This window comes from Pseudohalocynthiibacter aestuariivivens, assembly GCF_018457175.1.
In the GTDB taxonomy this organism is placed as follows: Bacteria; Pseudomonadota; Alphaproteobacteria; order Rhodobacterales; family Rhodobacteraceae; genus Pseudohalocynthiibacter; species Pseudohalocynthiibacter aestuariivivens.
Genome location: NZ_JAGFNU010000001.1, coordinates 643,006 through 656,081, shown reverse-complemented (window position 1 = coordinate 656,081; position 13,076 = coordinate 643,006). Strand labels below are relative to the sequence as shown.

The window sequence follows — 13,076 nt, the reverse complement described above, 5'->3', positions numbered from 1 at the left end:
GATAGAAACGCGGGACACAAGAACCCGGACGCCGCAGGACGGCAAAAAATGGTAACAGGCTATTTCGGGCGAGACCAGCATGACCCGCATTCTCATTATTGTTCTGGCAGTTTGCGCATTTTGGGCAAGCCAAACCCATGCCAATAGTCAGGATTCGTCGCAGGCAGTCGCGCGAGGGCCGGTGACCAACTTGCCAATACCGCGGTTTGTTTCGATGAAAGCGGCAGAGGGGAATGTAAGGCGCGGCCCCGGGCTGACACACCGGATTGACTGGATCTTCCGACATCCGCAAATGCCCTTAAAAATTACTGCTGAATACGGGAATTGGCGCCGCGTGCAGGACCGTGATGGTGCTGGCGGGTGGATTCATTACTCATTGCTATCCGGGGCTCGCACCGTAATTATTGAAGAAGACATGCTCGCTTTGCGAACCACCCCTGCTGAAAACGCCCCGGTAACAGCACGGCTTGAGCTCGGCGTGATCGCGAGACTCGGTGAATGTAACATCAATTGGTGTCGGATCACCGCAGACGGGTATCGCGGGTGGGCGCAAAAATCCACCCTTTGGGGTGTCGGTACCAATGAAGAACGCGATTGACCCGCATAAACAACGACTGAAACTTAGCCTTAGCGCTGGTGCGCTCTCCGTCAGCGTCGCGTTGGTTCTGGTTTTCCTGAAAGTATGGGCGCTTCGGGAAACAGGGGCATTGTCGATCGCAGCCTCGGCGGCGGATAGCGCACTTGATCTCATCGTGTCACTGGCAGGCCTTACGGCGATCATTTATGCGGCGCGGCCCCCTGACGAGGATCATGCCTTTGGCCACACCTCGGCTGAAGACCTTGTCGCGCTCGGTCAGGCGGTCTTTATTCTGATTTCCGCCGGTGCAATCTGTTGGGCCGCCATAAGCAGGCTAACATCAGAGTCCCCTGTTCAACTGAATGCCGAAGGCCGCGGAATGGTGGTCATGATTATTTCGATCAGCCTCACGGTTTTGCTGTTGCTTTGGCAGCGTCACGTCGTGAGGCGGACGTCAAATGCAGTGGTTCAGGCGGACTCAGTTCATTATCTGGCGGATTTAATTCCCAGTATCGGTGCGCTGGTGTCGCTTTGGGTTTCTTCCCGATATGGCTTTGCTTCGCTTGATAGTTTTGTGGCGCTTGGCGCTGCTGGTTTGCTCTTTTTTGGCGGCACACGAATAGGCAAGAAAGCCTGGGATGCATTGATGGACAGAAATGCAGATCTCGAACTCATTGCAGCGATAGAAGCAATCATTACCAATTGGCCAGGTGTTCTTGGCTATCATGATCTGAAATCACGTACAGCTGGATCAAAGGTTTATATTAACCTGCATCTGGAACTTGACGGTGATCTGTCTTTGAAGGACGCCCACGCTATTGGTGCCGCATTGAAACGCGATATAATCAGCCGTTATCCAGAGGTTGATCTGATTATCCATAAGGACCCTGTCTAAACAACGTCCTGTTTAGATCATGCCTGAATCAACCCGCGCCCTTTCAGCAATGCCTCAACCCCCGGCATCCGCCCGCGAAATGCTGTATAGAGGGTATCGGGTTCTTCAGAGCCACCCGCCGACAAGATATGCTTTTCAAGTTTTTCCGCCATCTCCGGGTCAAACGCACCGTCCGCTTCCTCAAAGGCCTCAAAGGCGTCGGCATCCATTACTTCTGACCACATGTAGCTGTAATAAGCACTGGAATAGCCGTCGCCTGAAAAGACATGGGCAAACTGAGGTGTCCGGTGGCGCATTTCAATCGCATGCGGCATACCTATTTCTTCCAAAATCTCGGACTGTTTCGCAATCGGATCGGATGGAGCAGCGCCTTCGTGAAAAGCCAAATCAACAAGGGCAGATGCGACATACTCAACCGTCGAAAAGCCCATATCATAAGTCTGTGCCTCCAGAAGACTGTCTAACAACGCCTTTGGCATTGGTTCACCTGTCTCGGCATGTACTGCATACTTTGCTAACACCTCTGGAACTTCCAGCCAGTGTTCATAAAGCTGGCTTGGCAGTTCAACGAAGTCCCGTGCAACAGAGGTGCCGGAAATGGATTCGTAGGTTACGTCCGACAACATTTGATGCAGAGCGTGCCCAAATTCGTGAAACAACGTCCTTGCGTCGTCATAGGACAACAATGCGGGTCTGCCCGCAGAAGGTTTGGCAAAGTTGCAGACGTTTATGACGATGGGCTGCTTTTCACCGCCAAGCTTCTTTTGAGATCGCATTGCAGAACACCAGGCACCCGAACGCTTTGAGCCGCGCGCAAAATAGTCTCCAATGAATACAGCAATATGCTTGCCGCTACGCGTGACATCCCATGCTCGCGCATCACTATGATAAAGCGCAACATCAAGCGGTTTGAACTTCAAACCAAAAAGCCGAGTGGAGCAGTCAAATGCAGCCTCTATCATTTTATCGAGCTGAAGATACGGTTTAAGTTCCGCCTCATCGAGATCATGTTCTGCCTTGCGGCGCATTTCCGAGTAGTAGCGCCAGTCCCAGGGTTCCAGCACACCATTCACACCGTCGTCCTGCATCATATGCGTCAGAACCCCTGCATCTTTATCGGCTTGTGCCTTGGCGGGCGACCAAACCTGCATCAGCAAATCACGCACGGCTGCGGGCGTTTTCGCCATTTCGGTTTCAAGCTTGAAATCAGCAAAACTTTTGTAGCCCAGCAATTCTGCGCGTTCCTGACGTAGCGCCAACGTTTCTGCGGCGATAGCCCGGTTGTCTGTTGCACCGTTATTTGCGCCGCGTGCCGCCCACGCGCGGTACGCTTTTTCGCGCAGATCGCGGCGGCTGGAGAACTGAAGGAATGGCACGATGAGCGAGCGAGACAGGGTCACCACATGCCCGGAAACACCCTTTTCCTCGGCTGCTGACTTTGCGGTGTCGAGTACAAATTGCGGCAAACCCTCAAGATCGTCAGCTCCCAATTCCATGAACCAATCTCGTTCGTCAGCCAGCAGGTTCTGCGTGAACTCGGTTCCAAGCACGGCGAGCCTGTTTGTTACCTCTTTCAAGCGTTCACGATCGCACCCTTGCAGGTTGGCCCCTGCCCTTACAAAACTGCGTCTTGTTAGCATCAATACGCGGTCTTGCTCGCTGTTCAAACACAGTGAATCGCGACTTTTCCAAAGAGTTTCAATACGTTCAAACAACACCGCATTCATGAACACTTCAGAAGAATAAGCGGCCAGTTTAGGTGCGAATGCGCGTTGCAGTGCCTCGCGTTCCGGATTGCTGTCTGAACCAGCGAGCGTATAGAAGACAGACAAAACCTTATGCAAGGCCTCGCTGGAAAGCTCCAGCGCCTCAATTGTATTGGCAAAACTGGCTGGCTCTGGATTTTTCGCTATCGCATCAACGTTCGCGCGGTCTTTGGCAAGCGCGGCTTCAAAGGCAGGCATGAAATCGTCGTCCGAAATCTTGTCAAACGGGGCAATTTCAAACGGTGTATTCCATTGCGATAGCAGCGGGTTTGTCATGGCGCGTATCTCCTTTGACAGCAAGCTATGGCGCGAGCGAGGAGAGTTCCAGACCCGAAATCTAATTCTAGGCAGTCTTATCTTTTTCGTGAGCACCAGAGTAGCAAACAGGGCAATCTGAACGTGGTTTCAACCCGATCCGGCGCGATTCCCCGTAAAGGGCATCATAAATCAGCATTGCATTGTGAAGCGGCGTTCCTGCACCCGTGATCACCTTGATCGCCTCAACTGCCATCATGGACCCAACGACGCCCGGCAGCGGACCAAGCACACCGGCTTCCGAACAGGACGGCGCAAGCTCTGGCGCTGGAGCTTCAGGGAAAATGCACTGATAGCAGGGCGTGGCCTTGGCCGGATCAAACGTGCTGATCTGGCCCTCCCATTGAGTCAGGGCCCCGGAGACAAGAGGTTTCGCCGCCGCAACACATGCCCGGTTTACAAGATAGCGGGTATCAAAATTATCAGTGCCATCAAGCACGATGTCATAGTCAGCAATCAGTTCAGCAGCGTCAGTTTCATTTAAGCGGCGATTGTACGGCTTCACGACAACATTGGGGTTTTGCGCAAGCATTGCGCGTTCAGCGGAAAAAACCTTTGGGATGCCAATATCCGCGTCCCGATGGATGACCTGCCTTTGCAGGTTGGAATTGTCGACGATGTCGTCATCGACAACACCTATGGTCCCTACACCCGCTGCCGCGAGATACAGCAATGCGGGTGAGCCGAGCCCGCCTGCCCCGATCACCAGAACACGCGCCTCTTTCAACTTTTTCTGCCCCGGTCCGCCAAGTTCACGCAAGACAATATGGCGTGCGTATCGATCTAGTTCAGTCTCTGTAAACAAACCATTTGAAGGCTTTTCTGCTGGTGTAGGCTTCGCTTTCAGCCGCTTCAAAAGACGGGAATATCCGTAAATCAGGGCGATAGCGCCGCCCAGTACAAGCCAGCCACCGGCGGTGCCACCAATGCTCTGCCGTAACGGATTTTCGTCAGGAAGCGTGAAATGCGCAAGTAATACAGCAAGATAGAGAACGCCGATCATCGCCCAGCGCATCCGATAAGGGGCCCGCATCAGGTGCCCGATGCCCCAGAGCACACAGGAAAGAAAAAGAAAAAACGCCATCAGCCCCGCCCGGTCGACCCAAATCCGCCCTGACCACGCGCCGTATCAGAAAGGCTTTCAGCCAGTTGAAAGCCAGCCTGAATCACAGGTGCCACAATCATCTGTGCAATGCGATCTCCATGCGCGATGTGAAACGTCTCCTGCCCGGCGTTCAGCACGATCACCCCTAGTGGGCCGCGATAGTCGCTGTCGATTGTCCCAGGTGCATTTGGAAGCGTAATACCGTGTTTCAGCGCAAGTCCAGATCGCGGCCTGATCTGCACTTCGAACCCCGGCGGAATTTCGAGCCGCAGGCCTGTCTGAACAAGTGCACGTGCGCCGGGTGCAAGATGAATTCCCGTTTCACGCTGATCCGGTGCAAGGTTTGCTCTCAGATCCGCGCCCGCAGCACCCGCAGTCTCGTAAGAGGGAAGCGCAATGGCGTGATCAGCGTCGTCTGTGCGGGTCAACCGGATGAGCGGAATCATGAAAGCGCCTCGGCAATTTTAGCGGCAAGGCGTTCGGAAACGGCGGCTTTTGTCATGCGCGGCCAGTTGTCTGCCCCATCCGCGCTGATCACGGTAACGGCATTTTCTGCGCCCCCCATGATACCGGTTTCCGGTGACACATCATTTGCGACGATCCAGTCACACCCCTTTCGCTCAAGCTTGGCAGTTGCATGCGCGATCACATCGTCGGTTTCGGCGGCAAAACCAACAACCAGGTTTGGACGATCTTTTTTCATCTTAGAAACCGTGGCCAGAATATCCGGATTTTCGGCGAATTCTAATACTGGGAGTGCACCACTGCCGTCTTTCTTGATCTTGGAGTCCGAAGCAGAAGCCACACGCCAATCAGCAACGGCAGCGGCAAAAACTGCGGCATCAGCCGGCAAAGCCGACGTAACAGCCGCAAGCATCTCATTAGCGGTATTCACACGTCTGACGGCCATACCCACAGGCGGATCAACCTCCGCGGGTCCGGTTATGAACGTAACCTCCGCCCCCAAAGCCGCAAGCGCACGGGCAATCGCAGTGCCCTGCGCACCAGACGACCGGTTGGCTATATATCGGACCGGATCAATCGGTTCATGTGTCGGGCCAGAGGTTACGATGATGTGTTTGCCTTTGAGTGGACCTGAGACAAGCGCAGCTTCGACCGCTGCCACGATTTCCAATGGTTCGGCCATGCGACCGGGGCCATATTCGCCGCATGCCATATCACCCTCGTTCGGACCGACAAAAAGGATGCCGTCACCTTTCAGGGTCGCAATGTTGCGCCGGTTCGCCGGGTGCTGCCACATACGCACATTCATCGCCGGAGCAACAAGTACGCGTTTGTCCGTGGCCATCAAAAGTGTCGATGCAAGGTCATTCGCCAGACCACCCGCCATCTTTGCCATCAAATCCGCGGTTGCCGGAGCAACAACAACGAAATCCGCAGAACGAGAAAGCTCTATATGGCCCATTTCGGCCTCATCCGTCAGATCAAACAGATCGCGGTAAACTTTTTCAGCGGCCAGTGCAGATGTCGACAGTGGCGTTACAAATTCTTCAGCGGCGCGCGTCAGCACCGGGGTCACAGTTGCGCCGCGTTCACGCAACCGACGGATCAGATCAAGCGACTTAAACGCCGCGATCCCACCGCCGATGATCAGAAGAATGCGTTTTCCAGCAAGCATGACCAGGCCTTTCTGTTCTTTACAACAAAGGTTTACGGCCCCGGGACCAGAGTGACAAGCAAACAAAGTTTTAGATCGAGGCGCGTACCGCGCCATTTTTTCTGGCACTTCGTGCGATTTTGCGCTCCGCGCGGGGATATTTAAGGGATAAAGAAAGCGGTGATTTGAAATGCGACGAAAGCCAGCGTCAGGTTTGCATCTGGTCTTTCCGGCGATAATGTACTGTTTTATCGCTATCAGCATTCGGTGTTGTTGCGACAAATTGATAACAAAGGAAATGCTCATGCTCCCTTCGCTCAGCCTTGTGGTTGGAGGTGCTGCTTCTGGTAAATCCGCGTTTGCAGAAAGGTTGGTTGCGCGTAGCGAACGGCCCAGGGTTTACATTGCGACAGCGAAAAGTTTTGACGCCGAAATGGAAGCGAAAATCGCTGATCACAGAGAAAGGCGGGGCCCGGACTGGCGCACTGTTGAAGCACCATTTGATGTAACAGATGCATTGGTTGGTGCGGGTGCTGCTGAGGTTGTGCTTTTTGATTGCGCGACACTTTGGTTAACAAACCATCTGCTGGCAGAGCATGACCTTGTTGCCAAAGAAGCCCATCTTTTGGCCGCACTTACCAACTGTGCAGCACCAGTTGTTGTTGTCAGCAATGAGGTAGGTGCAGGCATTGTGCCTGAAAACGCGCTTTCGCGGCAGTTTCGAAACGCACAAGGCCAGCTTAATCAACGGCTTGCCGAGGTTTCTGACCTTGTGGTTACAGTGATGGCAGGTTTGCCAATGGTTCTGAAGGGCGATTTGCCGAAAGGTTGGCTATGACAACCTGGTGGTGGGTTCGACATGGGCCGACGCATCGTAAAGATATGATTGGCTGGACAGATGCTCCTGCGGATTTGTCTGATGTGTACAGGCTTCGTCGATTGCATGAATTCTTACCTGCCCAAGCGCCGGTTGTTTCTTCTGATCTCAGTCGCGCATCGGACACAGCGAGCGCGATACAGGGGCAGCGGGCCCGTCTGCCCCATGTGCGTGCTTTAAGAGAAATCAATTTCGGCAGCTGGGAAGCGCGTCATTTTGATGAGATCGACAGCGAAGAGGACTCGTTGATCCGCCAGTTCTGGGAAATGCCCGGCGATCTTGCAGCCCCGGACGGCGAAAGCTGGAATGAACTATCGTCACGTGTCAGCGCGTTTGTCGACGCGTATGACGCTCCCGCACATATCATAGCAGTTGCGCATATGGGCACCATTTTGACCCAGGTGCAGCGCGCGCTTGGGCTGAGTGCCTATGAAACACTGGCGCAGAAGATCGAGAATTTTTCTGTGACAGCGCTCACCCACGACAACGGTGTATGGCACGCGCGCCACATCAATCATCATCCTTGATGAGTATTAGCAAAAATATTCGTTTTATTGATGGTCGATCATTCGCTACCCTCTGGCTCCAACACATTTTAACACAGGGTTTGCAGACATGACTTACGATCTGGCTATCGGTGATCGCGCATATTCCAGCTGGTCACTTCGTGGGTGGCTGTTGTTTGAAAATTTTAGTCTACCCTATCGCCTTCATATCGGAAGGCTTTACTCAGACGACTTGCCTAACCTGCTGCGTGACTTTGCACCGTCACGCACTGTGCCCGCGATCAAACTACAGGATGGTACAGTGGTCACAGACACACTGGCGATGGCTGAAGAGCTTGCAAGTCGCCATCCCGAAGCCGGAATTTGGCCGAAAGACCCGAAAGCCCGCGCCATTGCGCGGCGCCTGGCAGCGGAAATGCATTCGAGTTTTGGGGCGTTGCGAGAGGCTTGCCCAATGAATTTGCGGGTTGCGTATTCAAGCTTTGAGCCAAGTGAAGAGGTTGAGGCTGATTTAGAGCGCATTGCATTGATATGGGACACTGCGCGCGCTGAACTTGGTGTCGATGGTCCCTGGCTTTGCGGCGCTTATTCAGCCGCAGACGTGTTTTTCGCGCCAGTGGCAGCGCGCGTTGCGGGTTATGGTCTGCGTGTGAGCGAGAGCGCTCAAGCCTATGTTGATGCCCACCTGGCAGACCCGGCTTTTCGCCGTTGGCGCGCTATGGGTCTGGTCGACGGACCGGATCAGCCTTTCTATAAACGAGATTTCACCACTTGCGATTGGCCCGGCCCAAGACCCGTTGCAGCGCATTCCGTCGCACTTGGTACGCCGGAAAACGAAACCTGCCCTTATTCCGGAAAACCATCGACGCATCTTATGGAGGTTTCAGGTCGGACTTTTGGGTTCTGTAACGCATTTTGTCGCGACAAGACAGTCGCTGACCCTGAGGCCTGGCCGGGTTTCATGGAAATTTACCAGTCGTAAACCATCCCTCTTTATCCGTTAACTCATTGGTTAATGCGGTGAGGAAGGCCCATGGTTGCACGCGCCTACACGGTCGCCTTTGAGGGAATAGAAGCGCGTAAAGTAGAGGTGCAATGTGCAGTTGCACCCGGCCTGCCCGCGTTCACGATTGTCGGCTTGCCCGACAAGGCGGTCAGCGAAGCACGCGAGCGGGTGCGCGCAGCACTGACATCAATGTCAATCGCATTGCCGTCAAAACGGATCACCATCAACCTGTCACCTGCTGACTTGCCCAAAGAAGGGTCTCATTTTGACCTGCCTATCGCTTTGGCGCTTTTGGCTGCCATCGAGATTATTCCACGTGACGCTGCAGAAAGCATTGTCGCACTCGGAGAGTTGTCTTTGGATGGGTCCCTGATCGGGGTCGTTGGGGCCTTGCCTGCTGCTATGGCTGCAGCTGAAGACGACCGGGCTTTGCTTTGCCCGAGTGTTTGCGGCGCAGAGGCCGCGTGGGTGGGCGCGACAGAAGTTCTGGCGGCAAAAACACTGATCGAAATCGTCCAACATTTCAATGGACAATCACGCCTTCCGGCCGCCGATCCCGGAGAAGTACACCCGGTGGCAGGCAACCGTGATCTGCGCGACGTGAAAGGACAGGAACGGGCCAAACGCGCGCTTGAAATTGCTGCAGCCGGGCGCCACCACGTGCTGCTGATCGGGACACCCGGATCAGGCAAATCCATGCTTGCAGCGCGAATGCCGGGGATTTTACCACCGCTATCAGCCACCGAAGCACTGGAAACATCTATGATCCATTCGCTTTCCGGTTTGCTGGACGAAGGTGGCATTTCGCGCGCACGCCCCTTTCGTGAGCCGCATCATACCGCTTCGATTGCAGCTATAGTTGGCGGAGGTAGAAATGCAAAACCGGGTGAGATTTCGCTTGCCCACAACGGTGTTCTGTTCATGGACGAATTCCCTGAATACCCGCGTGCGGTGCTGGAAACGTTACGGCAACCCATCGAAACCGGCGAAGTTGTGATTGCGCGTGCAAACGCACATGTGCGCTATCCTTGCCGCTTTATGCTGGTTGCTGCAGCCAACCCCTGCAAATGCGGATACTTGTCGGACCCGGCAAGGGCGTGTTCCCGTGCACCAAACTGTGGTGAGGAATACCTTGGGCGGATTTCTGGGCCGCTGATGGACAGGTTTGATCTGCGAATCGATGTTCCACCGGTTGCCTATACTGACCTCGACCTTCCACCAAGTGGGGATACGTCTGAGCAGGTAGCAGCTCGTGTTGACAGCGCACGCGCAGTACAGGACCAACGCTATGAAGGGTATGAGAGTGTGCGTGTTAATGCAGATGCTGAGGGACAATTGCTTGAAGATGTCGCAACGCCGGATGCAGAGGGGCGTGCACTTCTGGCACGAATAGCAGAACGCTTTGGACTATCGGCTCGAGGATATCATCGCGTGCTACGCGTGGCGAGAACCATCGCTGACCTTGAGGGGGAGGAAAACGTGACACTGCCACATGTTGCCGAAGCAGTCAGTTATCGGCTGCCAGCGTCTTCTGCAGGGAACTGAGTCTTACAAATTGTGAAAACCCAATAAATGTTCGGTTTCCAAAATAGGTTTTCGGAAATAATGAGTACGAAAACGCGACAAAACAGCACTTCTTAACAAAAAGTTAACAAGCTTGATATGAATCAAAAACAAGTTTGAAGGAGAGTCCTAAAGCTCCTGTCAGAAGAGGGCGATTCGTATATTGAGGGTCGCTGAAATCAGGAGAAGATAGATGAAAACGAAACTCTTTGGAAAAGTTATTTCCGCGACTTTGGCCGCGCTGCTCTGTTCTACAGCAGCCGCTTCAGCAGGTAGTATGACCACCGCGCCAGCAGAAACAGACGTGGCTGCTCCAGTTGCTACCCCTGCTAACCCATGGGCTGGTACGAAATGGATGTTCCGTGCCAGGGCGCTTGGCGTTCTGCCGGATGAAAGCAATGGTCTTTTAGGCGGTGCGCCAGCAGCCTTAACAGCTGAAGATGCCGTCGTACCAGAGTTTGATATTACCTACTTCTTCAATGACAACTTTGCAGCAGAGCTTATCCTTGCTGTGACACCGCATGACGTGTTCTTAGGTGCCGCGCAAATTTCTAACGTTTTGCTTTTGCCGCCAACACTGACATTCCAGTACCACCACCCTTTGGGTGCGTTTAAACCCTATGTCGGTGCTGGCATTAACTACACGACCATCATTGATAGTGACCCAACCGCTGCCATTGGTGGCGTTGACGATTGGGATTCATCTTTTGGACTGGCAGCACAGGTTGGCTTTGACTACGCCATTGACGACAAATGGAGCTTCAACGTGGACGTCAAGAAGCTCTGGCTGAACCTTGATGCAACAGTCACCGGTGCAGCAACTCCGGCAAGTGTTGACCTTGACCCATGGCTGGTTGGTGTCGGTATTGGTTACCGCTTCTAATTCTCTCAATATCTAAAAGTAATATTGAAAGCGTCTTTGTTAAGGCGCTTTCTTTTTCGTTTTTGAGGTCTCGAAAACTGAAGGCGTCAGGTTTCCAACTGGCCATGGATAAACCCGGCTGTTTCTAAAAGCGCAGCCCGCGCCTCAGGCATCAAGCCATCAAACAATTGCCAGACATGCGAAACATCAGGCCAGAGAACATCAGTCACTTCTGCTCCGAATTCGCGAAGCCGCGCCGCCATGCGAAGTGTATCGTCGCGCAAAATCTCGCTCTCCGATGCCTGAAAGAAAACCGGCGGACAATTTGGGAACTCTGCGTAAAGCGGTGAAATGCGTGTATCATCGGCGTCCTCTTCAGAAACAACCATGTCGCGCAACACCGGAATTCGTTCTGGTGAGAACAACACATCAGCCTGCGCATTTTCCCGCAGTGATGCGCCGGTCGCCAAAAGGTCTGTCCAGGGTGAGAACGCAAAAGCTGCTCTTGGGGTTCGTCCTTGCTGGCAAAGTTTGGCAAGCACGGCAAGGGCCAATCCACCGCCAGCACTATCACCACCAACAATGATATCGGATGGCTTGTACCCACGCGTCAGGAGCGCATCATACGATGCCATTGCGTCGTCAAAAGCGGCTGGAAAAGGAGATTCAGGGGCCAGTCCGTAGTTTGGTAAAAACACCTGCAGCCCCGTCAATCGTGACAAACGGGCCAACATCGCACGATGTGTCCGCGTACTGCCTGCAATGTAACCGCCCCCGTGAAAATAGAGCAAAACTTCGCGTGTTTTAACCCGGCCTGAAGACACCCATAGCGCCCTTTCCGGGCCGTTGTTGGTCTTGTAAGACGCGGGCAAGAACAGCGAAAACGGAGGTGGGCGAAACAACAACCGGGCGAGCAGGGTAAAACTGCGGCGTGCCCTTTTTGGATTTGCCTCTCTGCGAAGCAGGGGCTTTACCAAAGTTCGACACAAGACATTGAACAGCCGCAGTTGCAGGCTCATCTACTTCCCTTTGCGTGCCTCGATCGCGAGCCAGATTTTTTCGGCAACGTTTGTGCCGTCGAACCGCTCAAGTTCCTGAATACCGGTTGGCGAGGTCACGTTTATTTCGGTCAGGTAGTCGCCAATCACGTCGATCCCAACGAAAATCTGTCCCTTTTCTTTCAGCAGCGGACCAATTGCCGCGCAGATTTCAAGGTCGCGCTCAGACATGCCAATTTTTTCTGGCCGCCCACCAACATGCATGTTGGAACGTGTTTCACCTGCTGCAGGCACCCGGTTGATCGCACCAACAGGTTCGCCATCAACAAGAATAATCCGTTTGTCGCCGTTTGAAACATCCGGCAGGAATTTCTGCGCGATGAGGGGTTCGCGGTTAATGCCCGCGAAAAGTTCATGCAGCGACGCGAGGTTTCGGTCACTATGTTCCAGCCGGAACACCCCGGCCCCACCGTTCCCGTAAAGCGGTTTCAGGATGATATCGCCATGTTCTGCCTTGAACTGGCGTAACGTGTTGAGATCGCGCGCAATCATGGTTGGTGGCGTGAGGTCAGGAAAATCAAGCACAAGCAGTTTTTCGGGATAATTCCGCACCCAAAAGGGGTCATTCACCACCAGAGTATCCGGGTGAATTCGGTCAAGCAGGTGGGTCGTCGTGATATAGCTCATGTCAAAGGGTGGGTCCTGACGCAGCCAGACAACATCCCAGTCTGCCAGATCAATCTCTTGCTCTTTGCCAAGTTTGAAATGATTGCCCTTTTCACGCCGCACTTTCAGCGGCCAACCCTTGGCCATGATGCGGCCGCTGCTATAAGCAAGCTTGTCAGGTGTGTAATAAAACAATTCATGCCCGCGCGCCTGTGCCTCTTCGGCAATGCGAAAACTGCTGTCGGCATCAATATCAATGGGGCCAATCGGGTCCATCTGAATGGCAACTTTCAACGGCATGGCGAGGGCTCTCCTAATTCAC

13 protein-coding genes are annotated in these 13,076 nt (G+C 53.8%); 7 read left to right on the top strand and 6 right to left on the bottom strand.

Going from position 1 to position 13,076, the window contains the following annotated elements; all coding sequences use genetic code 11:
• Window positions 1-79 precede the first annotated feature (79 nt).
• Both J4E70_RS03285 and J4E70_RS03280 read left to right on the top strand, forming a co-directional pair.
• Entirely contained in the window at window positions 80-598 is a 519-nt protein-coding gene (locus J4E70_RS03285) for an SH3 domain-containing protein (RefSeq protein WP_213887617.1), read from the top strand.
• A complete protein-coding gene (locus J4E70_RS03280) occupies window positions 582-1,472 on the top strand; it encodes a cation diffusion facilitator family transporter (RefSeq protein ID WP_213887616.1) in 891 nt (296 codons plus the stop codon). Before J4E70_RS03285 ends, J4E70_RS03280 begins: the two co-directional genes overlap by 17 nt.
• Before the next feature lie 17 nt (window positions 1,473-1,489).
• Here J4E70_RS03280 and J4E70_RS03275 read toward each other — a convergent pair whose 3' ends face one another.
• The 4 genes from J4E70_RS03275 to coaBC all read right to left on the bottom strand — a co-directional run bounded on the left by J4E70_RS03275 (window position 1,490) and on the right by coaBC (window position 6,297).
• Window positions 1,490-3,514, bottom strand: coding sequence for a M3 family metallopeptidase (locus J4E70_RS03275; RefSeq protein ID WP_213887615.1), 2,025 nt, complete (start codon window positions 3,512-3,514; stop codon window positions 1,490-1,492).
• Window positions 3,515-3,581: 67 nt separating this feature from the next.
• Window positions 3,582-4,637, bottom strand: coding sequence for a HesA/MoeB/ThiF family protein (locus J4E70_RS03270; RefSeq protein ID WP_213887614.1), 1,056 nt, complete (start codon window positions 4,635-4,637; stop codon window positions 3,582-3,584).
• Window positions 4,637-5,104, bottom strand: coding sequence for a dUTP diphosphatase (dut, locus tag J4E70_RS03265; protein ID WP_213887613.1), 468 nt, complete (start codon window positions 5,102-5,104; stop codon window positions 4,637-4,639). The genes J4E70_RS03270 and dut overlap by 1 nt, the downstream gene beginning before the upstream one ends.
• Window positions 5,101-6,297 (bottom strand): bifunctional phosphopantothenoylcysteine decarboxylase/phosphopantothenate--cysteine ligase CoaBC, encoded by a 1,197-nt coding sequence (coaBC, locus tag J4E70_RS03260; RefSeq protein WP_213887612.1) that lies wholly within the window; start codon window positions 6,295-6,297, stop codon window positions 5,101-5,103. The genes dut and coaBC overlap by 4 nt, the downstream gene beginning before the upstream one ends.
• A 277-nt stretch (window positions 6,298-6,574) precedes the next feature.
• On the opposite strand from coaBC, the gene cobU reads away from it, so the two are divergent.
• The 5 genes from cobU to J4E70_RS03235 all read left to right on the top strand — a co-directional run bounded on the left by cobU (window position 6,575) and on the right by J4E70_RS03235 (window position 11,111).
• Window positions 6,575-7,114 carry a bifunctional adenosylcobinamide kinase/adenosylcobinamide-phosphate guanylyltransferase gene (gene cobU / locus J4E70_RS03255; protein ID WP_213887777.1) on the top strand — a complete coding sequence of 180 codons (540 nt, stop codon included), beginning with the start codon at window positions 6,575-6,577 and terminating at the stop codon, window positions 7,112-7,114.
• Window positions 7,111-7,680, top strand: coding sequence for a histidine phosphatase family protein (locus J4E70_RS03250; RefSeq protein ID WP_213887611.1), 570 nt, complete (start codon window positions 7,111-7,113; stop codon window positions 7,678-7,680). The genes cobU and J4E70_RS03250 overlap by 4 nt, the downstream gene beginning before the upstream one ends.
• An 88-nt stretch (window positions 7,681-7,768) precedes the next feature.
• Window positions 7,769-8,641, top strand: a complete 873-nt coding sequence (locus J4E70_RS03245; protein WP_213887610.1) for a glutathione S-transferase — start codon at window positions 7,769-7,771, stop codon at window positions 8,639-8,641.
• A 51-nt stretch (window positions 8,642-8,692) separates the two neighbouring features.
• Window positions 8,693-10,210 (top strand): YifB family Mg chelatase-like AAA ATPase, encoded by a 1,518-nt coding sequence (locus tag J4E70_RS03240; protein ID WP_213887609.1) that lies wholly within the window; start codon window positions 8,693-8,695, stop codon window positions 10,208-10,210.
• Window positions 10,211-10,421: 211 nt separating this feature from the next.
• Window positions 10,422-11,111, top strand: a complete 690-nt coding sequence (locus J4E70_RS03235) for an OmpW/AlkL family protein (protein WP_213887608.1) — start codon at window positions 10,422-10,424, stop codon at window positions 11,109-11,111.
• Window positions 11,112-11,197: 86 nt separating this feature from the next.
• Here J4E70_RS03235 and J4E70_RS03230 read toward each other — a convergent pair whose 3' ends face one another.
• Both J4E70_RS03230 and gshB read right to left on the bottom strand, forming a co-directional pair.
• Window positions 11,198-12,109 carry an alpha/beta hydrolase gene (locus J4E70_RS03230; RefSeq protein WP_213887607.1) on the bottom strand — a complete coding sequence of 304 codons (912 nt, stop codon included), beginning with the start codon at window positions 12,107-12,109 and terminating at the stop codon, window positions 11,198-11,200.
• The gene (gene gshB, locus J4E70_RS03225; protein ID WP_213887606.1) at window positions 12,110-13,054 is read right to left on the bottom strand and encodes a glutathione synthase; all 945 of its coding nucleotides are present in this window, start codon (window positions 13,052-13,054) and stop codon (window positions 12,110-12,112) included. It lies immediately after the preceding gene.
• Between the last annotated feature and the right edge of the window lie 22 nt (window positions 13,055-13,076).

What these genes read in the sequence shown, in the direction of transcription:
- J4E70_RS03275 (WP_213887615.1), bottom strand. Translation starts at nt 3,514, where the DNA reads ATGACAAACCCGCTGCTATCGCAATGGAATACACCGTTTGAAATTGCC.
- J4E70_RS03230 (WP_213887607.1), bottom strand. Translation starts at nt 12,109, where the DNA reads ATGAGCCTGCAACTGCGGCTGTTCAATGTCTTGTGTCGAACTTTGGTA.
- J4E70_RS03280 (WP_213887616.1), top strand. Translation starts at nt 582, where the DNA reads ATGAAGAACGCGATTGACCCGCATAAACAACGACTGAAACTTAGCCTT.
- J4E70_RS03245 (WP_213887610.1), top strand. Translation starts at nt 7,769, where the DNA reads ATGACTTACGATCTGGCTATCGGTGATCGCGCATATTCCAGCTGGTCA.
- gshB (WP_213887606.1), bottom strand. Translation starts at nt 13,054, where the DNA reads ATGCCGTTGAAAGTTGCCATTCAGATGGACCCGATTGGCCCCATTGAT.
- J4E70_RS03250 (WP_213887611.1), top strand. Translation starts at nt 7,111, where the DNA reads ATGACAACCTGGTGGTGGGTTCGACATGGGCCGACGCATCGTAAAGAT.
- dut (WP_213887613.1), bottom strand. Translation starts at nt 5,104, where the DNA reads ATGATTCCGCTCATCCGGTTGACCCGCACAGACGACGCTGATCACGCC.
- J4E70_RS03270 (WP_213887614.1), bottom strand. Translation starts at nt 4,637, where the DNA reads ATGGCGTTTTTTCTTTTTCTTTCCTGTGTGCTCTGGGGCATCGGGCAC.
- cobU (WP_213887777.1), top strand. Translation starts at nt 6,575, where the DNA reads ATGCTCATGCTCCCTTCGCTCAGCCTTGTGGTTGGAGGTGCTGCTTCT.
- J4E70_RS03240 (WP_213887609.1), top strand. Translation starts at nt 8,693, where the DNA reads ATGGTTGCACGCGCCTACACGGTCGCCTTTGAGGGAATAGAAGCGCGT.
- J4E70_RS03285 (WP_213887617.1), top strand. Translation starts at nt 80, where the DNA reads ATGACCCGCATTCTCATTATTGTTCTGGCAGTTTGCGCATTTTGGGCA.
- coaBC (WP_213887612.1), bottom strand. Translation starts at nt 6,297, where the DNA reads ATGCTTGCTGGAAAACGCATTCTTCTGATCATCGGCGGTGGGATCGCG.
- J4E70_RS03235 (WP_213887608.1), top strand. Translation starts at nt 10,422, where the DNA reads ATGAAAACGAAACTCTTTGGAAAAGTTATTTCCGCGACTTTGGCCGCG.